Origin of the sequence: Paracoccus sp. ME4, assembly GCF_046736325.1 — a bacterium.
GTDB lineage: Bacteria > Pseudomonadota > Alphaproteobacteria > Rhodobacterales > Rhodobacteraceae > Paracoccus.
Map to the genome: position 1 here is coordinate 323,721 of NZ_CP151276.1, position 18,863 is coordinate 342,583.

At 71.5% G+C, this 18,863-nt stretch carries 24 protein-coding genes; 16 read left to right on the plus strand and 8 right to left on the minus strand.

Features of this window, described 5'->3' with window-relative positions; translation table 11 throughout:
• The first annotated feature begins 39 nt into the window (after window positions 1-39).
• The gene (locus AACG61_RS01550) at window positions 40-1,074 is read left to right on the plus strand and encodes a LacI family DNA-binding transcriptional regulator (RefSeq protein WP_411838271.1); all 1,035 of its coding nucleotides are present in this window, start codon (window positions 40-42) and stop codon (window positions 1,072-1,074) included.
• Here the strand turns inward: AACG61_RS01550 and AACG61_RS01555 are convergent.
• Window positions 1,071-1,916 carry a hypothetical protein gene (locus AACG61_RS01555; RefSeq protein ID WP_411838272.1) on the minus strand — a complete coding sequence of 282 codons (846 nt, stop codon included), beginning with the start codon at window positions 1,914-1,916 and terminating at the stop codon, window positions 1,071-1,073. The two genes, AACG61_RS01550 and AACG61_RS01555, sit on opposite strands and share 4 nt — an antisense overlap.
• Entirely contained in the window at window positions 1,903-2,538 is a 636-nt protein-coding gene (gene mobA, locus AACG61_RS01560) for a molybdenum cofactor guanylyltransferase MobA (RefSeq protein ID WP_411838273.1), read from the minus strand. Before mobA ends, AACG61_RS01555 begins: the two co-directional genes overlap by 14 nt.
• A 156-nt stretch (window positions 2,539-2,694) precedes the next feature.
• On the opposite strand from mobA, the gene exbB reads away from it, so the two are divergent.
• The 3 genes from exbB to AACG61_RS01575 are packed head-to-tail and all read left to right on the plus strand — an operon-like array spanning window position 2,695 to window position 5,039.
• Window positions 2,695-3,696, plus strand: a complete 1,002-nt coding sequence (gene exbB / locus AACG61_RS01565) for a tonB-system energizer ExbB (protein ID WP_411838274.1) — start codon at window positions 2,695-2,697, stop codon at window positions 3,694-3,696.
• Window positions 3,697-3,699: 3 nt separating this feature from the next.
• The gene (exbD, locus tag AACG61_RS01570; RefSeq protein WP_411838275.1) at window positions 3,700-4,164 is read left to right on the plus strand and encodes a TonB system transport protein ExbD; all 465 of its coding nucleotides are present in this window, start codon (window positions 3,700-3,702) and stop codon (window positions 4,162-4,164) included.
• Complete coding sequence (locus tag AACG61_RS01575) at window positions 4,161-5,039, plus strand: TonB family protein (RefSeq protein WP_411838276.1); 879 nt, start codon at window positions 4,161-4,163, stop codon at window positions 5,037-5,039. Before exbD ends, AACG61_RS01575 begins: the two co-directional genes overlap by 4 nt.
• Before the next feature lie 172 nt (window positions 5,040-5,211).
• On the opposite strand, the gene AACG61_RS01580 is transcribed toward AACG61_RS01575, so the two are convergent.
• The 4 genes from AACG61_RS01580 to AACG61_RS01595 are packed head-to-tail and all read right to left on the minus strand — an operon-like array spanning window position 5,212 to window position 8,783.
• Entirely contained in the window at window positions 5,212-5,970 is a 759-nt protein-coding gene (locus tag AACG61_RS01580) for an ABC transporter ATP-binding protein (RefSeq protein WP_411838277.1), read from the minus strand.
• Window positions 5,967-6,923 (minus strand): iron chelate uptake ABC transporter family permease subunit, encoded by a 957-nt coding sequence (locus AACG61_RS01585; RefSeq protein WP_411838278.1) that lies wholly within the window; start codon window positions 6,921-6,923, stop codon window positions 5,967-5,969. Before AACG61_RS01585 ends, AACG61_RS01580 begins: the two co-directional genes overlap by 4 nt.
• Window positions 6,916-7,884, minus strand: a complete 969-nt coding sequence (locus AACG61_RS01590) for an ABC transporter permease (RefSeq protein ID WP_411838279.1) — start codon at window positions 7,882-7,884, stop codon at window positions 6,916-6,918. Before AACG61_RS01590 ends, AACG61_RS01585 begins: the two co-directional genes overlap by 8 nt.
• Window positions 7,884-8,783, minus strand: coding sequence for a siderophore ABC transporter substrate-binding protein (locus AACG61_RS01595; RefSeq protein WP_411838280.1), 900 nt, complete (start codon window positions 8,781-8,783; stop codon window positions 7,884-7,886). Before AACG61_RS01595 ends, AACG61_RS01590 begins: the two co-directional genes overlap by 1 nt.
• Window positions 8,784-8,966: 183 nt before the next feature.
• Here AACG61_RS01595 and AACG61_RS01600 point away from each other — a divergent pair, with 183 nt between their 5' ends.
• From AACG61_RS01600 to AACG61_RS01635, 8 genes are all read left to right on the plus strand, one after another.
• Window positions 8,967-9,254: a DUF2218 domain-containing protein gene (locus AACG61_RS01600; RefSeq protein WP_411838281.1), complete on the plus strand. Its 288-nt coding sequence runs from the start codon at window positions 8,967-8,969 to the stop codon at window positions 9,252-9,254.
• A gap of 109 nt (window positions 9,255-9,363) precedes the next feature.
• Window positions 9,364-9,978, plus strand: a complete 615-nt coding sequence (locus AACG61_RS01605) for a ribonuclease D (RefSeq protein ID WP_411838283.1) — start codon at window positions 9,364-9,366, stop codon at window positions 9,976-9,978.
• Window positions 9,979-9,987: 9 nt separating this feature from the next.
• On the plus strand, window positions 9,988-10,953 hold the full coding sequence (locus AACG61_RS01610) for an SIS domain-containing protein (protein WP_411838284.1): 966 nt from the start codon (window positions 9,988-9,990) through the stop codon (window positions 10,951-10,953).
• A gap of 3 nt (window positions 10,954-10,956) precedes the next feature.
• A complete protein-coding gene (locus tag AACG61_RS01615) occupies window positions 10,957-11,547 on the plus strand; it encodes a hypothetical protein (RefSeq protein ID WP_411838285.1) in 591 nt (196 codons plus the stop codon).
• Between the two features lie 17 nt (window positions 11,548-11,564).
• On the plus strand, window positions 11,565-12,050 hold the full coding sequence (gene lptA, locus AACG61_RS01620; RefSeq protein WP_411838286.1) for a lipopolysaccharide transport periplasmic protein LptA: 486 nt from the start codon (window positions 11,565-11,567) through the stop codon (window positions 12,048-12,050).
• Entirely contained in the window at window positions 12,050-12,784 is a 735-nt protein-coding gene (gene lptB / locus AACG61_RS01625) for an LPS export ABC transporter ATP-binding protein (RefSeq protein WP_411838287.1), read from the plus strand. The genes lptA and lptB overlap by 1 nt, the downstream gene beginning before the upstream one ends.
• A gap of 166 nt (window positions 12,785-12,950) precedes the next feature.
• A complete protein-coding gene (gene hpf / locus AACG61_RS01630) occupies window positions 12,951-13,526 on the plus strand; it encodes a ribosome hibernation-promoting factor, HPF/YfiA family (RefSeq protein WP_411839436.1) in 576 nt (191 codons plus the stop codon).
• 94 nt (window positions 13,527-13,620) lie between these two features.
• The gene (locus AACG61_RS01635; RefSeq protein ID WP_411838288.1) at window positions 13,621-14,085 is read left to right on the plus strand and encodes a PTS sugar transporter subunit IIA; all 465 of its coding nucleotides are present in this window, start codon (window positions 13,621-13,623) and stop codon (window positions 14,083-14,085) included.
• 66 nt (window positions 14,086-14,151) lie between these two features.
• On the opposite strand, the gene AACG61_RS01640 is transcribed toward AACG61_RS01635, so the two are convergent.
• On the minus strand, window positions 14,152-15,018 hold the full coding sequence (locus AACG61_RS01640) for a branched-chain amino acid aminotransferase (RefSeq protein WP_411839437.1): 867 nt from the start codon (window positions 15,016-15,018) through the stop codon (window positions 14,152-14,154).
• A gap of 155 nt (window positions 15,019-15,173) precedes the next feature.
• Between AACG61_RS01640 and AACG61_RS01645 the strand changes: the two genes are divergently transcribed.
• The 3 genes from AACG61_RS01645 to AACG61_RS01655 are packed head-to-tail and all read left to right on the plus strand — an operon-like array spanning window position 15,174 to window position 17,243.
• Window positions 15,174-15,692 carry a MarR family winged helix-turn-helix transcriptional regulator gene (locus tag AACG61_RS01645; protein WP_411839438.1) on the plus strand — a complete coding sequence of 173 codons (519 nt, stop codon included), beginning with the start codon at window positions 15,174-15,176 and terminating at the stop codon, window positions 15,690-15,692.
• Window positions 15,693-15,699: 7 nt separating this feature from the next.
• Window positions 15,700-16,404, plus strand: a complete 705-nt coding sequence (locus tag AACG61_RS01650; protein ID WP_411838289.1) for a response regulator — start codon at window positions 15,700-15,702, stop codon at window positions 16,402-16,404.
• Window positions 16,405-16,433: 29 nt separating this feature from the next.
• Entirely contained in the window at window positions 16,434-17,243 is an 810-nt protein-coding gene (locus tag AACG61_RS01655; protein WP_411838290.1) for a uracil-DNA glycosylase, read from the plus strand.
• A gap of 4 nt (window positions 17,244-17,247) precedes the next feature.
• Here AACG61_RS01655 and AACG61_RS01660 read toward each other — a convergent pair whose 3' ends face one another.
• Window positions 17,248-18,078 (minus strand): protein-disulfide reductase DsbD domain-containing protein, encoded by an 831-nt coding sequence (locus tag AACG61_RS01660; protein ID WP_411838291.1) that lies wholly within the window; start codon window positions 18,076-18,078, stop codon window positions 17,248-17,250.
• Window positions 18,079-18,180: 102 nt separating this feature from the next.
• Between AACG61_RS01660 and AACG61_RS01665 the strand changes: the two genes are divergently transcribed.
• Window positions 18,181-18,795, plus strand: coding sequence for a YqgE/AlgH family protein (locus AACG61_RS01665; protein WP_411839439.1), 615 nt, complete (start codon window positions 18,181-18,183; stop codon window positions 18,793-18,795).
• Window positions 18,796-18,863 lie beyond the last annotated feature (68 nt).

Here is an 18,863-nt window from a genome sequence, read left to right on the forward strand (position 1 = left end):
GGGCGACGTCGCGCCGCACGCCGATGGTCCGTTCAGACGATGACGCTCAAGGAATTCGCCAAGCTGGTCGGCATGTCGCCCACCACCGTCAGCCGCGCGCTGAACGGGCATCCCGAGGTGAACGAGGCCACCCGCGCCCGGCTGATCGCCGCCGCGCGCCATCACGGCTATCAGCCCAATGCCCATGCGCGCTTCCTGGCCACGGGCCATGCCAGCACTATCGGCTGCGTCATTCCCATCGGCGGCCGGAACGAGATCGTGAATCCGATCTATGCTGACTTCCTGGCCGGGGTGGGCGAGGAATGCGCCCGCCGCCGCTTCGAGATCAACCTGACCGTGGTGGCGGACCAGGATCAGCCCGACGCCTATCGGGCGCTGTCGTCGAAGGGGCTGATCGGCGGCGTGATCGTGCAGTTCCCGCGCCATGACGATCCGCGCCCGGCGCTGCTGGACCGGATCGGGATGCCCTTCGTGGTGCATGGGCGGGTGACGGGCCATGACGCGCCCTATACTTGGGTGGACGTGAACAACCGGCGCGCCTTCCATCGCGGGACGGGGTTCCTGGCGCAGCTGGGCCATCGGCGCATCGCCCTTCTGAACGGGGACGAACGGCTGGACTTTGCCGACCGGCGGCGCGCGGGCTATCTGGCGGGCCTGGCCGAGGCCGGGCTGGAGGCGGACCCTGCCCTGATGGCCGAGGGCGAGATGACCGTGGCCTTCGGCTATGCGAGTACGCGGCGGCTTCTGGCGCGGCCTGCGGGCCAGCGGCCCACCGCCATCCTGTGCGCGGCGACGATGATCGCCACCGGCGTGGCCCAGGCCGCCGAGGAGGCGGGGCTGGTGCTGGGGCGCGACCTGTCGGTGCTGACCTTCGACGACGACCTTGCGTATTACGCCAACCGCGCGGCGGTGCCGGTCTTCAGCGCCATGCGGTCGTCGGTGCGCGTCGCGGGGGCACGCTGCGCGGCGCTGCTGATCGACCGCATCACCGGGCTGCGCCACGACCCGGTCCAGGAGCTGCTGGAGGCCGAGCTGGTCCTCGGCCGCTCGACCGCGCCGCGCCCCGAAGACTAAGGCGCCAGCCGCGCCTCATGGCCCAGCCCCAGGATCTGTCCCTCCGACGCCAGATCGCGGATGCGCGGATCAGGGGCGAACATCGCCGTCAGCACCCCCGCATCGTCCAGCGCCTTGAGCCTGCCCGCGAGCAGCGCCACCTGCGCCGCATCGCGGCAGGCATGGCCCGGATGGCCGCGCAGATCGCCCAGCATCGACGGATAGACCTCGGCCAGCACCACCGGTGCGTCGCGCCACGGCTGGAAGGGCCAGACCGCGACCCGGTCCCCAAGCGTGCGGCGCAGGCGGTTCAGCCGGGGGATGCCGGTCAGGCTCTGCGCCCCGACCGCCCCCGCCCCGGCCAGCTGGAAGGGCGATTTCGGGCGCGGCCCGCCGGGGCGCGGGGCCTCGGTCACGCGATGCGCGACGATGGTCGGGTGCGGGGGCGGGCGCAGGCGGGGCAGGTCGGGCGTGGCCTCGCGCCGCCCGTCGCCCCAGAAGACCGGATGGCGCAGGGTCCGGTTCATCGCCGCCGCCACCGCGCGATAGTTGGTGTCATTGGCCGCATCGTCGCGATGCGCGTCCGCCAGATGATCCCACAGCGCCAGCGCATCGTCGCGCCCGGTGATCGCGCGCGCCAGACCGGCGGGATGGCCGAAGGCGAAGTCGACCCCGATCAGCAGCCGCTCCTGCCGGTCGGCGGCGCGGGCCAGGATGCGGTCGATCCGGTCGGCCGCCGCGGCGCGGGTGGGCGGGTTTTCGGGCGAATCGCGGTCGGTGCCGATCCAGATGCTGTCCGCGCCCCGCACCGGACGCCCGGCGGCGGACCAGTCCACCACCACGATCCGGTCAAAGCGCGGCAAGGCGCGCCTCGGCCCGGGCCAGGTCCTCGGGCGTGTTCAGGTTCGCGAAGGGGTCGGCCCGGCCCGCGTCCCAGACCGCCCGGCCCGGCGCATGCGCCTCGGTGAAGGCGCGCACCCGGCGTTCGTCGCGCGCCAGCGCCGCGGCCAGCGCGCCGCGCAGCGCCACCGGCCACAGCGCGCAGACTGGATGGTCGCGCAGCGTGCCGTCCGCCTCGCGCGTGGCGGCCAGCGCCAGCCCCTGGGGCCCGCGCGCCGCGATCAGGCGCTGCACGAGATCGGCGGGCAGAAAAGGCGAATCGCCCGGCACGGTCAGCACCTGCGCCGCCCCCAGGGCCGCGGCCCAGTCCATCGCGACCAGCACCCCGGCCAGCGGGCCGGGCCGGTCGGGCAGGCTGTCGGCCAGCACCGGCAAGCCGAAGCCCGCCAGCCGCGCCGGATCGCCGTTGGCGTTCAGCGCGACCGCCCCGGCCTGCGGACGCAGGCGGTCCAGCACATGCGCCAGCACCGGCCGCCCGCCCAGGGGCAGCAGCGGCTTGTCCCCGCCGCCCATGCGCCGCGCCAGCCCTCCGGCCAGGATCACGGCGGGCGGCGGCAGGTCGGTGCGGGAGGCGGGCTGGGTCATGGCCGGACTGTGACGCGCCGCGCGACCGGCTGCAAGCCGGGGGGTGCGGGTAATAGTTGACAGTTTTACTTTGCGGGTCGATAAGGCGCGGAACCGTCGCAGGCGCGCCGCATGGCCGCGGTCCTGCGTCCATGACCTCTGCAAGCAAGGACCGCCATGACCCATTTGCCAGGACAGACGATTCGCGCCGGCATCGCCGCGCTTCTGGTCGGGATGACGCTGGCCGGTGCGGCGACGGCGCAGGAGGCCCTGCGCCCCGACGCGCCCGTGGCCGGAACGCCCGCCACCCCCACCGACCCGGCGGCGGTCCCGGTGACCGAAGCTCCTGTGACCGAAGCTCCCGTGACCGAAACCCCGGTGACGGAAACCCCGATGCCGGAGGCTCCTGCGGCTGGCGTGCTGGTGGCCGAGGCCCCCGCAAGCGGCGACCCGGTCGCCCCCGCGGCCGAGGCGCGCGACCCCGCGCTGCCGCATGACCTGTCGCCGATGGGGATGTTCTTGGCTGCGGACTGGGTGGTGAAGGGGGTGATGATCGGGCTGGCCGTGGCCTCGGTCATCACCTGGACGATTCTCCTGGCCAAGATGATCGAGCTGTGGGCCGCTTCGCGCCGGGCCGCGGGGGCGGCGCGCCGCATCGCAGCGGCCCCGTCGCTGGCCCAGGCCGCGGCGGCGACCGGGACGCGTGCGGATCCGGTCTCGCGCATGATCCGCAGCGCCGATGCGGAATACCGCCGCTCGGCCTCCGCGCTGGCGGAGGCGGGCGATCACGGCGTCAAGGAGCGCGTCGAATCGCAGCTGGAGCGCATTGAACTCGCCGCCGGGCGTCGCATGGCGCGGGGCACGGGCGTCCTGGCCACGATCGGCTCGACCGCGCCCTTCGTAGGGCTGTTCGGGACGGTCTGGGGCATCATGAACAGCTTCATCGGCATCTCCGAATCGCAGACGACCAACCTGGCCGTGGTGGCGCCGGGCATCGCCGAGGCGCTGCTGGCCACCGCAATCGGTCTGGTCGCGGCGATCCCGGCGGTGGTGATCTACAACGTGTTCGCGCGCGCCGTGACCGGATACCGGATGCGCCTCGGCCATGCCGCGGCCCAGGTCCGCCAGACGCTGAGCCGCGATCTGGATTTCCGCGGTCGCAGCGCGGCGGGGGTCTAGGCCATGGCCGGAGGCATCCGCGACACCGACGATCTGGCCGACAACCACGAGATCAACGTCACGCCCTTCATCGACGTGATGCTGGTCCTGCTGATCATCTTCATGGTGGCGGCCCCCCTCGCCACGGTGGACGTGAACGTCGATCTGCCGGTGTCGAACGCCACCCAGGCCGAACGCCCCGAGCAGCCGGTCTATGTGACCGTGCGTCCGGACCTGACGCTGGCCCTGGGCAATGACGACATCGCCCCCGGCGGTCTGGCCGCGGCGCTGGAGGCCGCGACGGGCGGCGACCGCGAGCAGCGGATCTTCCTGCGCGCCGATGCGGCGGTGGCCTATGGCGACCTGATGGGGGTGATGAACGGGCTGCGCGATGCGGGCTATCTGAAGATCGCGCTGGTCGGACTGGACGCGGTGCAGGCCGCGCCCGAGGCCGCCGCTCCGGTGCCCGCCGGGGGCGGCGCCCCGTGAGCGGGCGGGCGCTGCGCGTCCTGGGCGAGGGTGCCCTGTGGACCGGGGCCTCGGCGCTGGTGCTGGCGGCGCATGTCGGCGCGGGCATGTGGGTCATGGGCCGCACGGATGCGGGCGCGCCGCCGGGCCTGCCCGACGCGGTCTTCGTCGACCTGGCCCCCGCGCTGCCCCCGGCCCCCGCCGCGCCGGAGGGGGCGGAGGCGCTGGCCGGGGGCGAGGCGCGGCAGGAGGTCGAGGCCGAGGACACTGCCGAGGAGCCCGCGCCGGAGCCGGAGCCTGAGCCCGACCAAGTGGCCGAGCCGATCGACCCCGAGACCCTGGATCTGCCCGAGTTCCGGCAGTTCACCCCGCCGGACATCCCGGTCCGGACCGCGCTGGCGCTGGACAGTTCCACCCGCCCGCAGCGCCGCCCCGAGCCGCGCGAGGAACCCGCGCCGCGCCGCGAACCCGAACCGGCGCCCGAGCGCCAGCCCGAACCACAGCCCCGGCAGGCCTCCCAGACCGCGCAGGCGCAGGGCCAGGGCGGTGAGGTCCAGACCCGGCGGGCGTCGGGCAATGCGCAGGGCGGCGGAGCCTCCAGGCAGGCGACGGCCGACGCCACGGCGCTCTGGGGCGCTCAGGTCGGGGCGTGCATCCAGCGCAGGGCGTCGCTGCCTCGGAATGTTGGTCAGGGGGGGCGGGTCAATCTGGCGCTGACGGTCTCGCGCAGCGGGGCCATCCAAAGTGTCGGCATCGCCGGATCGTCGGGACGTCCGGACGTGGACCAGGCGGCGCTGACCGCCGCGCAGCGTGCCGGTCGCTGTCCTGCCGCCCCGGCCACCCTGACCGAGACGGTCTACTCCTTCACGCTGCCGATCCGTCTGGACGTCCGCTGACCGCAGGGCCGCGCAAGCCGCCCCCATCGAAGGGGCGTCTTGCGCCGGGGGCTGCGCCCCCGCGGCACGGTCCCGAAAGGGCAACTCCATTCGATGCCTTGGCGGGTGCGGGGGGTCCGGGGGGGTGCAGCCCCCCGGGGCTCCGCCGGGCCGCAGGCCCGGCAGCGGCGCGTCAGACGTGGTGCAGGACCAGCGGGCGACCTTGATGCGCCCCCACTCGTATGGGCGCGTCATAGAGGTTCGACAGGACCGCCTCGGTCAGCACCTCGGCCGGCCCTCCTTCGGCGACCACGCGGCCGTGCTTCATGGCGATCACGTGATCGGCCCAGGCCGCGGCATAATTGATCTCGTGCACCACCATCGCCACGCTGCGCCCGCCCTGATCGACCAGCCCGCGCAGCCGGCCCATCAGGGCGCGGGCATGGGCCATGTCCAGGTTGTTCAGCGGCTCGTCCAGCAGCAGCCAGTCGGTATCCTGCGCCCAGGCCATCGCGATATGCGCGCGCTGCGCCTGTCCGCCCGACACCTCGTCCAGGAAGCGGTCGGCCAGATCGGTCAGCGCGAAGGTCTTCAGCGCCAGCCAGACCAGCGCGTGATCCCGGGAACCCGGACGGCCCTTGTGATGCGGCCAGCGGCCGAAGGCCACCAGCTCGGACAGGCGCAGGCGGCTGGCGATGGCGGTCTGCTGGCCCAGGATCGCCATTACCTGCGCCAACCGGTCGGTCGGCGTCGTGGTCACGTCGTGGCCGGCCACGGTGACCCGGCCCCGCTGCAGCGGCTCCAGCCGGCCGATCAGGCGCAGAAGCGTCGACTTTCCCGCCCCGTTCGGGCCGATCAGCGCCGTCAGCCGGCCCTTTGGCAGGGTCGTGGTGATGTCATGCAGGATCGGCGTGCCGCCGATCGCGTGGCAGACCCCTTCGATCTGGATCATCGGATGCGCCCCTTCAGCAGCAGATACAGGAAGAACAGGCCGCCCGCGAATTCCACGACGACCGACAGGGTGGCGGCCTGGCCCAGCTGGCGTTCGAACAGCCACTGTCCCCCCACCAGCAGGATCGACGCCGACAGCGCCGCCGCGGGCAGCAGGGCGGCGTGGCGCGCGCTGCGCATCAGCCCATGCGCCAGCCCTGCCACGATCAGTCCGAAGAAGGCCACCGGCCCGACCAGCGCGGTCGAGACCGACACCAGCACCGCCACCAGCCCCAGCACGCCCAGCACCATGGCGCGATGGGCCAGCCCCAGGGACACCGCCGGATCGCGTCCAAGCGCCAGCACGTCCAGCCGCGCCGATAGCCGCCAGGCGACCAGCACCGCCGCCGCGGTGATTGCCGCCGCCCAAGGCAGCAGCGTGGCATCGACCCGGTTGAAGCTGGCGAAGGTGACGGACTGCACCACGGCGAATTCGTTGGGGTCCAGGATACGGCCCAGGAACCCCGACAGCGACCGGAACAGCACGCCGAGGATCACCCCGGTCAGGATCATCCGCGGCAGGTCCCGCGCACCGCGCAGCAGCAGCGTGCCGAACAGAGCCGCGGCCAAGGCGGTCATCGCCGCGATCTCGGCCAGGAATTTCGGGCCCGCGGGCAGGCCGGTCAGGCCCGCGCCGCCCAAGACCACGACCAGCGCCGTCTGCAGCAGCACATAAAGCGCGTCGAAGCCCATGATCGACGGCGTCAGCACCCGGTTCGCTGCGACTGTCTGGAACAGGATCGTGGCGACCCCGATGGCGGTCGCGACGGTGACCAGCGCCGCCAGCTTGGTCCCGCGCAGGCCCAGGATGAAGCCGCGATTGCCGCCGCCCAGGCCCTGCAGCATCCACAGCGCCGACAGTGCCGCCAGCAGCAGCGCCATCCCGCCCAGCATGATCCGCGCGCGCCTATCCATGGGCGGGCTTCGACCGAGGGGGCCGCCGATGCAGCAGCCACAGGAACAGGACCGCACCCAGCACGCCCAGGATGGTGCCGGCCGGCACCTCGTAGGGGTGGATGACCAGACGCCCCGCCAGATCGCAGCCCAGGACCAGCACCGCCCCGGCCAGCGCCACCACGGGCAGCGAGGCGCGCAGGTTGTCGCCCATGATCCGCGCGACCAGGTTCGGCACGACCAAGCCCACGAAGGGGATCATCCCCACCGTCGTCACCACCATCGCCGTCACGACCGACACCACCGCCAGCCCAAGGCGCATCACCGCCGCCGTGGACAGCCCGAGCCCCGTCGCCACCTGATCGCCCAGCCCCAGGATCGCGAAGCGGTCGGCCGAGAACCAGGCCAGCCCCGCCGCCGCGCCCGCGATCCACAGCAGCTCATAGCGCCCCGAGATCACGCCCGAGAATTCGCCGCTCATCAGCCAGGTGCCGACATATTGCATCAGGTCGGTCTGCCAGCTCACGAAGGTCACGACAGATCCCAGCACGCCCGACAGGACCAGCCCCGCGATGGGGACCAGCATCACCTCGCGCACGGGCAGGCGGCGGATCACGGCCAGAAACAGCGCGGTCGTGACCATGGCCGACAGGCTGGCCGCGATCATGCGCAGCCACAGCGGGCTGGTCGGCCAGAGGATGGTGATGGCCAGCAGGCCAAGCGCCGCGCCCTCGGCGGTGCCCGACGTGTCGGGGCCGACGAAGCGGTTGCGGACCAGCGCCTGGATCAGCACCCCCGCCACCGACAGCGCGGCCCCGGTCAGCACCACCGACAGCGTGCGCGGCAGGCGCGATTCCAGCAGGACCAGCATGGCCTGCGGATCGCGGAAGGCGTCCGTCACGCGGATGTCGGCGGCGCCGACCGTCAGGCTGGCCAGCATCAGCGCGACCAGCGCCGATGCCAGGGCGGGCAGGGGGCGCATCAGTCCGCGAAGGCCTGCGTCAACTGGTCCAGCACCGCCATGGTCGAGCCGTAGCCCCCGGCCGAGATATAGGTCGCCGCCGGGTCCAGCTGGATCACCTGATCCTGCTGCCAAGCGGTCGTGCCGGCCACCAGGTCCGAGCGCAGCGTCTCCATCGCGCCCTGGCCGTCCTCGCCGATGGCGGCGCCGCGGTCGACGACCAGCAGCCAGTCGGGATCGGCCTGGGCGATGAATTCATGGCTGATCGCCTGGCCGTGGGTGGCCTCGTCCAGCCCCGGCACGGCCTCCTGCAGCCCGGTCGCCTCGAAGATCCAGCCAAAGCGCGATCCGGCGCCATAGGCCGACATCTTGGGGCCGTTGGTCATCACGATCAGCGCGGTGCCCTGGCCATCGGCGGTCTCGCGCAGCGCGGCCAGCTTGCCGTCCAGCGCCTGGGTCAGGGCCTCGGCCTCGGCGGTCTTTCCGAACAGCGCGCCATAGGCGTCGATGCGCGCGCGGGCATCGGCCAGCAGGTCCGGGCCGAAGGTCATGTCGATCGCCGGCGCGACCTGCGACACCGCCGCCAGCTGCGCCGCCGAGCGACCGCCGACGATGACCAGATCGGGCGCCAGACCGGCCAGCGCCTCCAGATCGGGCTCGAACAGGGTCCCGACCGGGCTGGCATCCGCCGCCGCGTCGCGCAGCGCCGGGACCATGATGTTGCCGATGGTGCCCGTGGGCGTGACGCCCAGGGCGGTGATCGTGTCCAGCGCGGCCATGTCATAGACCGCGACGCTGTCCGGCGTGTCGGCCAAGGTCACGGCCCCCTGGGCGGTGTCGACGGTGACCTGGGCCAGGGCCGCGACCGGTGCGGTCATGAGGGCGGCGGCCACCAGGGCGGGCGATGCGATCCGGCGCATGGCGATCCTTTCATCCGGGGTTCCGCGTGGTGGCTGGGTCGGGTGGCTGCACGCCCGGCGGGCTTAGCGCCGCCACGACCGGAGCGCAAGAATGGCAATCTATTTTTGTCAGGATACCACGCGCAATTGTTGACTAAAGGAATTGGGTATTCTAGGCCAGGGCGGAACCGGAAAGGACCGCCCATGCGTATGACCGCCTCCCACCCCACCGACCGCGCCGTGCCGCTGATCGGCACCATGGCCAAGCATTTCGGCCACAAGATCCCCGTCGCGCAGGACGAGGCCGGCGCGGTCCTGTCCTTTCCGATGGGTGCTGCGCGGCTGACCGCCGGGGAGGGCGCGCTGCATCTGGTGCTGGAGGCCGATGACGCGGAGGCGATGGAATCACTGCGCGACGTGGTCGAGCGCCATCTGCTGCGCTTTGCCCATCGCGACGACCCGGCGGCCCTGACCTGGTCCCCGGCCGCCTGACGCGGCGGTCCCGCGCACGATTTTCACTGGATCGGGCCGCCGGTTTCTGGTGGAAGGGGCCGAAGCGGCCGATGCCCGGCATCCGGCCCCGAACGAGGCAGGACCGGTCATGAGCATCCATCTGTATCCCAACGATCTTCCCGACGACCTGGAGCTGGGTCCGATCGTGGCCATCGACACCGAGACGATGGGCCTGGATCCGCGCCGCGACCGGCTGTGCCTGGTCCAGCTGTCGGGCGGCGACGGCGAGGCGCATCTGGTCCAGATCGACCGCGGCCAGACCGAGGCGCCGAACCTGACCAAGCTGCTGACCGACCCCAAGGTGCTGAAGCTGTTCCATTTCGGCCGCTTCGACATCGCCGCGCTGGAGAACGCCTTCGGCGTGGTCACCTCGCCGGTCTGGTGCACCAAGATCGCATCCAGGCTGGTGCGGACCTTCACCGACCGGCACGGGCTGAAATACCTGCTGAACGAGCTGGTCGGCGTCGATGTCAGCAAGCAGCAGCAGACCAGCGACTGGGGTGCGGCCGACCTGTCGGACGCGCAGCTGGAATATGCGGCCTCCGACGTGCTGCACCTGCACAAGCTGAAGGATGCCCTGGAGGAGCGGCTGAAGCGCGAGAACCGGCTGGGTCTGGCGCAGGCGTGCTTTGACTTTCTGCCGGCGCGTGCCCATCTGGACCTGCTGGGCTGGGGCGACGAGGGCGACATCTTTCGCCACTGAGGCGCAGGCATGACGGAAAAGGGGCGGCAGGTGGCGGATTACATCGAGACGGCGCGGCGGGTGATCGGGGTCGAGGTCGCGGGGCTCGAGGCCCTGTCGGCGGGCCTTGGCGATGAGTTCTCGCGCGCGGTCGAGATGATCCTGGCCGTGCGCGGCCGGGTGATCGTGTCGGGCATGGGCAAGTCGGGCCATGTCGGGCGCAAGATCGCGGCGACCTTCGCCTCGACCGGGACGCCCGCGCAATTCGTGCACCCGGCCGAGGCCAGCCATGGCGATCTGGGCATGGTGACCGAGGCCGACCTGGCGCTGGTCCTGTCCAACAGCGGCGAGACGCCCGAGCTGGCCGATCTGATCGCGCATACGCGGCGCTTCTCCATCCCGCTGATCGGGGTGGCGGCGCGGCCGCAATCGACGCTGATGCGGCAGGCCGATCTGGGCCTGGTGCTGCCCGCAGCACCCGAGGCCTGCGGCAACGGCATCGTGCCCACGACCTCGACCACCATGACGCTGGCCCTGGGCGACGCGCTGGCCGTGGCGCTGATGGAGCATCGACGCTTCACCGCCGACCATTTCCGCACCTTTCATCCCGGTGGCAAGCTGGGCGCGCGGCTGGCCAAGGTGGGCGACCTGATGCACACCGACCTGCCGCTGGTCCCGCAGGACGCGCCCATGTCCGAGGCGCTGCTGGTCATCAGCCAGAAGGGTTACGGCGTGACCGGCGTCACCGATGCCTTGGGCGCGCTGGCGGGGATCATCACCGATGGCGACCTGCGCCGCCACATGCAGGGCCTGCTGGACCTGGACGCGGCCGCCGTGATGACGCCCGCGCCGCGCACCATCGCGCCCGGCGCCCTGGCCGAGGCCGCCTTGGCGCAGATGCAGGAGCGCAAGATCACCTGCCTGTTCGTGGTCGAGGACGGCCTGCCGCGCGGCATCCTGCACATCCACGACTGCCTGCGCGCGGGGCTGGTCTAGGCCATGTCGCGCACCCGCATCGTCCGCTGGCTGAGGGTCCTGCTGCCGCTTCTGGCGCTGGTCATGCTGTCGACGATGTTCCTGTTCAGCCGCGGATCGGATGTCGAATCGCGCATCCCCTATGCCGAGGTCGACGCGCAGGAGGCCGTGCGCGGCAACCGGATCGTGGCGCCCGAATACAGCGGCGTGACCGGCGACGGGGCCGAGCTGAGCCTGCGCGCCGACAGCGTCGCCCCCGACGGATCGGGCGGCCGGGCCGGGGCGCTGGCGCTGGACTGGCGGCGGCCCGACGGGCTGAGCGCCGATCTGACCGCGCCGCAGGGCGGCTTGCAGGACGGGCTGGTGCGGCTGGAGGGGGGCGTGCGCATGACCACCTCCAGCGGCTGGCGGCTGGACGCCCCCGCGGTCGAGGCGCGCACCGATTCGTCGCTGATCGAGGCCAATGAGGGCGTCGCGGCCGAGGCCCCCTTCGGACGGATCACCGCCGACCGGATGCGGCTGGCGCCGGACGGCGATGCGTCGGTCTTGAATTTCTCGGGCGCTGTGCGTCTGATGTACGAACCCGCCGCCGCCGCGCCCCAGACCCGGCCCTGACCAGACCCGAGGACCCGATGACCCGTCGCCCCCTGCTGATCGCCGGCCTCTTGGCCCTGACCCTGCCGCCTGCGGCGCTGGCGCAGACCACCTTCGGCGGCATGCGCGCCGACATCTCGGCCCCGGTCGAGGTCGCGGCCGACAACCTGGAAGTCAACCAGGCCGACGGCAGCGCGCTGTTCACCGGCAACGTGGTCATCGGCCAGGGCGAGATGCGCCTGTCGGCCGACCGCGTCACCGTGCAATACGCCCAGGGCGGGCAGGAGCGCATCAGCAGCCTGACCGCCAGCGGCAACGTCACGCTGGTCTCGGGTCCCGACGCGGCCGAGGCGGCCGAGGCCGTCTATGACGTCGAGGCGGGCCGGGTGGACCTGTCGGGCGACGTGCTGCTGAGCCAGGGCGGCAACGTCCTGTCGGGCGAGCGGATGAGCGTCGATCTGGCCACCGGGGCCGCGCAGGTGCAGGGCCGGGTGCGGTCGGTCCTGCAGCCGGGGTCGCAGTGATGGGTGCCGACCGCGGCCTGGACGTGCGCGGCCTGCGCAAGTCCTATCGCAACCGTCCGGTCATCCGCGACGTGTCGATGCGGCTGGAGCGTGGCGAGGTCGTGGCCCTGCTGGGTCCGAACGGATCGGGCAAGACGACGTGCTTCTACTGCATCGCGGGGCTGGTCACGCCGGATGCGGGTCAGGTCAGCATCGACGGGCGCGACGTCACCCGCCTGCCGATGTTCCGCCGCGCGCGCATGGGCATCGGCTATCTGCCGCAGGAGATGTCGATCTTTCGCGGCCTGACGGTCGAGCAGAACATCATGGCCGTCCTTGAGGTCGCGCTGGACGATCCGCGCCACCGGCGGGACCGGCTGGAGGAGCTGCTGGGCGACTTCTCGATCACCCATCTGCGGGGCGCGCCCGCGCTGGCCCTGTCGGGCGGCGAGCGGCGCCGGGCCGAGATCGCGCGCTGTCTGGCCTCCGATCCGGGCTTCCTGCTGCTGGACGAACCCTTCGCGGGCGTCGACCCCATCGCCGTGGGCGAGATCCGCGGCCTGGTCCATGCGCTGAAGTCGCGCGGCATCGGCGTGCTGATCACCGATCACAACGTGCGCGAGACCCTGGGCATCGTGGACCGCGCCTATATCCTGCATGACGGCCATGTGCTGATGTCGGGGACCACCGATGTCATCGTCGCGGACCCGCGCGTGCGCGAGGTCTATCTGGGCGACAGCTTCACCCTGTCCTGACAAATCCGGGTCACGGCCCCGTGTGGGGCGTTGACAGACGGGCCGCACTGTCACCAAATCGTTTCATGCGGGTGCGGAGATGCCGCCCCGTGACACCCGTTTCCGCCCTTGCCGGCACCATGAGCGGGCAGGCGCAGCGACGACGGGCAACCGGAGAGGAGTGATGATGCGCTATACCATCAGCGGAAAGCAGATCGACGTCGGAGATGCGCTGAGCACGCATGTGAAGACCGAGCTGGGCGAGACGATCGAGAAGTATTCTCAGCGTCCCACCGATGCCGCGGTCACCTTTTCCAAGGACGCGCACCAGTTCCTGTGCGATGCGGTGGTCCATCTGTCCACCGGGCTGAACGTCGCCGCGCGCGGCACCGCCACCGACATCTATGCCGCCTTCGAGGCCTGCCGCGAGAAGATGGACAAGCAGCTGCGCCGCTACAAGCGCCGCCTGAAGGACCACCACAAGGACCGGTCGGAGCCGGTTGTCTTCGGCGAGGCCGGCAGCTATGTGCTGGCCGCCGACGAGGATGAGTGGGAATCGCAGGATGGCAGCCTGGAACCCATCATCATCGCCGAGATGGAGAGCCGCGTGCCCACCCTGTCGGTGGGCGATGCGGTGATGCAGATGGAACTGTCGGGCACGCCGCTTCTGGTGTTCCGCAACGAGAAACATGGCGGCGTCAACGTCGTCCACCGCCGCGACGACGGCAATGTGGGCTGGATCGATCCGCGCGGCAATGGCTGACCGCCACGCCGCCCGGTCCCGACGGGACGCCTGACAGCACGCCGCCCCCAGACCACGCGTCCGGGGGCGGTCAGCTTGGGAAAGACACGACGCGATGCAACTTGCTGAAATCCTGAAGCCCAAGGCGGTCCGCTCGCTGGGGCAGGTCACCTCCAAGAAGCGCCTGTTCCAGGAGCTGGCGGAACTGGCCCATGCCGAATACGGGCTGAACGCCTCGGAGGTGCTGGACGCCCTGCAGGAGCGCGAGAGCCTGGGGCCGACCGGCGTGGGGCAGGGCGTGGCGCTGCCGCATGCGCGGCTGCACGGGCTGGACCGGGTCGTGGGGCTGTTCCTGCGGCTGGACAAGCCCCTGGACTTCGACGCGGTGGACCGTCAGCCGGTCGATCTGGTCTTTGCGCTCCTGGCCCCGGAAAGCAGCGGCGTGGACCACCTGAAAGCCTTGGCGCTGGTGTCGCGGACGCTGCGCGACCAGGACCTGCGCACCAAGCTGCGCGCCAATGACGACCCGGTCGCCCTGCACGCCGTCCTGTCGGCCGCCAGCGGCATCAAGGCGGCCTGACGGGCGAATCGCGCCGAGCCGCCCGCATGTCTGCGGGGACCGCCGTGGCGATCCCCGCTTCATCGCTCAGGCGCGGACCAGCGCCTCGTAGCTTTCGGCCACGTCGCGGGTGATCTGGCCGACCTGGAAGTGCCAGTCGCCGATCTGCCCCACCGGCGTCACCTCGGCCGCGGTGCCGGTCAGCCAGCATTCCTGGAAGCCCTCCAGCTCATCGGGGGTGATGCGGCGTTCGTGGACCGCATAGCCCTTGTCCTTCAGCATCTGCACGATGGTCTGACGGGTGATGCCGTTCAGGAAGCGGTCGGCCAGGGGCGTGTGGACCTCTCCGTCCTTGACGAAGAAGATGTTCGCGCCGGTCGCCTCGGCGACATAGCCCTCCCAGTCCATGAACAGCGCGTCCGAACAGCCCTTGGCCTCGGCCGCGTGCTTGGACATGGTGCAGATCATGTAGAGGCCCGCGGCCTTGGCGGCGGTGGGGATGGTCTCGGGGCTGGGACGCTTCCACTTGGCCACGTCCAGTTTCGCGCCCTGCCATTTGGCATCGCCGTAATAGCTGCCCCATTCCCACGCGGCGACCGCCATGCAGACCGGGTTGCGCGCGGCGGACACGCCCATGTCCAGCCCCGACCCGCGCCATGCCACGACGCGGACATAGGCGTTCTCGAAGCCGTTGGCCTTCAGCACGGCCTCCTTGGCGGCGTCGATCTCTTCGGCGGTATAGGGGATCGGCATGTCCAGCAGGCGGCCCGATTCGATCAGGCGCAGCGAATGTTCGTGGCCCTTGAAGATCTTGCCGTCATAGCACCGCTCACCCTCGAAGACCGAGCTGGCATAATGCATCGCATGGGTCAGGATGTGCACCTTGGCATCGCGCCAGTCCACCAGCTCCCCGTCCATCCAGATCTTGCCGTCGCGATCGTCGTAAGCCAGCATCATATGTCTCCATCCGCCGCCCGATGTTTCGATTCTTGCGTCTGTCAGGGCGGATTTGGCATGTTTGTTTCGCAAGATGCTTGACGGCTAGCAATCGCGGATTAGAAAGTCAACAACGCTGCCATATCGGACGACAGGGACAAGACGGGGACATGATGCAGGACAAGGCGCGCGTTCAGGCCATGGTGGGCGAGGATCTGCTGTTCCTGACCGACGATCAGCTGCGCCGCGGGATCGAGGCGATGTTCTTTGCCTATCGCGCGTTCACCGCCGACCCGGACCTGATCCTGGCCGAGCTGGATTACGGCCGCGCCCATCACCGTGCGCTGCATTTCGTCAACCGTGATCCGGGGCTGACGGTCACGTCGCTGCTGGCGGTGCTGGGCGTGACCAAGCAGTCGCTGAACCGCGTCCTGCGCACGCTGATCGACGACGGCCTGGTCGAGAGCCGGGTCGGGCGGCGCGACCGGCGCGAACGCCTGCTGCACCTGACCGCCGCCGGGACCGCGCTGGAGCGGCGCCTGTCGGAGGCGCAGCGGGCGCGGATGCGCGCCGCCTATCGCCGCGCGGGGCCGCAGGCGGTCGCGGGTTTCCGTCAGGTGCTGGAGGCGATGATGGACCCCGAGACGCGGGCGCAGTATCAGGCGTTGAAGGACCTTCCCGAAGACCGCTGAGGCCGCCATGACGCAACCCGACTGCCACCTGCTGATCGTCGACGACGACGAACGCATCCGCGCGCTGCTGGGGCGGTTCCTGCGCAAGAACGGCTTTCTGGTCAGCATGGCGCGCGACGCGGCCCAGGCCCGCCGCCTGCTGGCGGGGCTGGAGTTCGATCTGATCGTGATGGACGTGATGATGCCCGGAGAGGACGGGCTGTCGCTGACGCGCGATCTGCGCACGCGCATCGACACGCCGATCCTGCTGCTGACCGCCAAGGGCGAGACCGAGGACCGCATCAGCGGGCTGGAGAGCGGGGCCGACGACTATCTGTCCAAGCCCTTCGAGCCGCGCGAGCTGCTGCTGCGCATCGCCGCGATCCTGCGCCGCGTGCCGGTGGTGGAGGTCGCCCCGCCCAAGTTCCTGACGCTTGGCGTGCTGCGCTATGACACCGACAAGGGCGAGCTGTGGAACGGCGATGCGCCGTTGCGCCTGACCGGGACCGAGACCGCGCTGCTGCGCCGGCTGGCCGCCAGCCGCGGCCAGCCGGTCAGCCGGGCCGAGCTGATCGAGGATCTGGGCCGCGGAACGGGCGACGAGGCCGAGGGCGGAGAGCGCGCCATCGACGTGCAGATCACCCGCCTGCGCCGCAAGATCGAGCCAGACCCGCGCGAGCCGCGTTTCCTGCAGACGGTGCGGGGCACGGGCTACATGCTGGTGGTGGACTAGGCCGCCTTGAGCGCCTAGCGTCGCCGCCCATGGACCAGCCGCGCTATCAGGGATTCGATCTGGACGCCGAGACGGCGCTGGCGCTGCTGGACTGGCAGCGCGAGATGGGGGCCGACCTGCCCCTGCTGGATACGCCCGTGGACCGGTTCGAACTGCCCGTCCGCGTGGCGCCCATGGCGCCGGCGGCCGCGGCCCCCGCGCCGGCCGCCCGCCCCGATGACGGGACCGCCGATGCGGATGCCCGTCTGGCCGAGGCCGAGGCGCTGGCCGCCGGGGCGGAGAGCTTGGCGGCCCTGGCCGAGGCGCAGGAAGGCTTCGACGGGATCGAGCTGAAGCGCGGCGCGCGGCGGTTCTGCTTCGCCGATGGCGATCCGCGCGCGCGCCTGCTGATCCTGGGCGAGGCGCCGGGCGACGAGGAGGACCGGCAGGGCCGTCCCTTCGTCGGGCGGGCGGGGCAACTGCTGGACCGCATGTTCGGCGCCATCGGCCTCGCGCGCGACGCGGTGGATGCCGAACGCGCCTTCTACGTCACCAATGTCCTGGCCTGGCGGCCGCCCGGCAACCGCGATCCCAGCCCCGAGGAGATCGCGCTGAGCCTGCCCTTCGTGCGCCGCCATGTCGAACTGGCCGCGCCGGACCTGATCGTGCTGATGGGCAACATCGCCTGTCAGGCCGCGATCGGGCAGCGCGGCATCCTGCGTCTGCGCGGCGGGTGGGTGGAGGCCTTCGGCCGTCCGGCCTTGCCGATGACGCATCCGGCCTATCTGCTGCGCAACCCCGCCGCCAAGCGCGATGCCTGGGCGGATCTCCTGGCGTTGCAGGCGCGGCTGGAGGGCTGATCCGTCAGTCGGCGCAGCCGAGCGTCTCGATGGCGGTGCCGTCCTCGGGCAGCACGGTCAGGCGCAAGGCGTCGGGGTCCAGCACGAAGGGCTGGCCGGTGGGGGCGACCATTTCGACCACCGCCTCGGCGCCGGCGGGGCCGGGACCGATATCGGCGGCCGAGACCCAGATCTCGGGCCGGTCGGTCAGCTCGACCGCGGCCAGGCGCGCGGCGCCGCCGGGCAGGTCCACCGCCACGCGCAACCCGTCGGGAATGGGCGTGACCCGGCAGGCGGGCCGCGTCTCCAGACGCTCGGGCTCCTGCGCCAGGGCGTCGGTGATGGCGGGATCGGGGTCCGGGCCGGGCGGCGGCGCCTCCAGCGACAGGCTTGCGGGCACGCAGATGTCCTGGCAGAGCCCGATCTCGATCAGGCCGCGGACGGTCACCGGGCGTGCCGGATCGGCGGGTCGCGCGGTCAGCGGCAGGACCAGCCGGTCGTGATAGCCCATCTCCAGCACCTCGCCCGAACGGATCGGTTCCGGCGCGGGCCAGTGCGGGGTCAGCTGAGCGAGGTTCTCCGAGCCGCTCCAGTCCAGATGCGGCGGCAGGCCGGTATCGCCGGGGCTGCGCCAGTAGGTCTTCCATCCCGGCTCCAGAAGCAGTTCCAGCGCCAAGACGCGATCGCCCGCGGCATCGGTCCAGCCGGGCAGCAGCCGCGCGCCCTGCAACCCCGGCGGCAGCGGATCGGCGGCGGGTGCCGCGACCGGCAGCGATTGCAGCAGGGCGGGATCGGACGCGGCCGGCAGGGCGGTGACCAGACAGGCAAGCGCGGTCAGGGTGGTGATGCGGATCATGCCTCGTCCTAGCGTCTGGCGCGGGGCCGCGGAAAGTCACAAATCCGCGCGGGTCTTGCAACCCTTTGCGGCAGTGCCGATCTGTCATCAAAAGGAGACATGATGCGCCGCATATCCGACAGCCCTGCCTCCGGCCTTGACGGCGAGGCGTCCGACGCGAACCTGACCGGCAAGATCCTGATCGCCATGCCCGGCATGAGCGACCCGCGATTCGAACGATCCGTCGTGCTGGTCTGCGCCCATTCCGAGGACGGGGCGATGGGGCTGGTCCTGAACCGGCCGCTGCCCGAGATCGGCTTTGACGAACTGCTGGCGCAGCTGGGCATCACCGCCGAGGACAACATGCGTCGCATCGAGGTGCGCTTCGGCGGCCCGGTCGAACCGGGGCGCGGCTTCGTGCTGCACAAGGTGGCCGAGCATGGCGACGACCCGGAGGGTCGGCTGCGCATCGGGCAGGGCCTGGCGATGACGACGACGCGCGACATCCTGATGGACTTGGCCCATGGCGACGGCCCGGCGCAGGCTGTGCTGTCCTTGGGCTATGCCGGATGGGGTCCGGGCCAGCTGGAGACCGAGATGCTGGCCAATGGCTGGCTGACGGGCGAGGGGGCGGAGGATCTGATCTTCGATGCCACGCATGACGACAAGTGGCAGCGCGCGCTGCGGGCGCAGGGAATCGATCCGTCGCTGCTGTCGGCGGCGGCCGGGCACGCCTGACCGGTTGCGTCCCGCGCGGGCCCGGGGGGCTCCACCCCCCGGACCCCCCGGGGCGGAGGACGCCATGC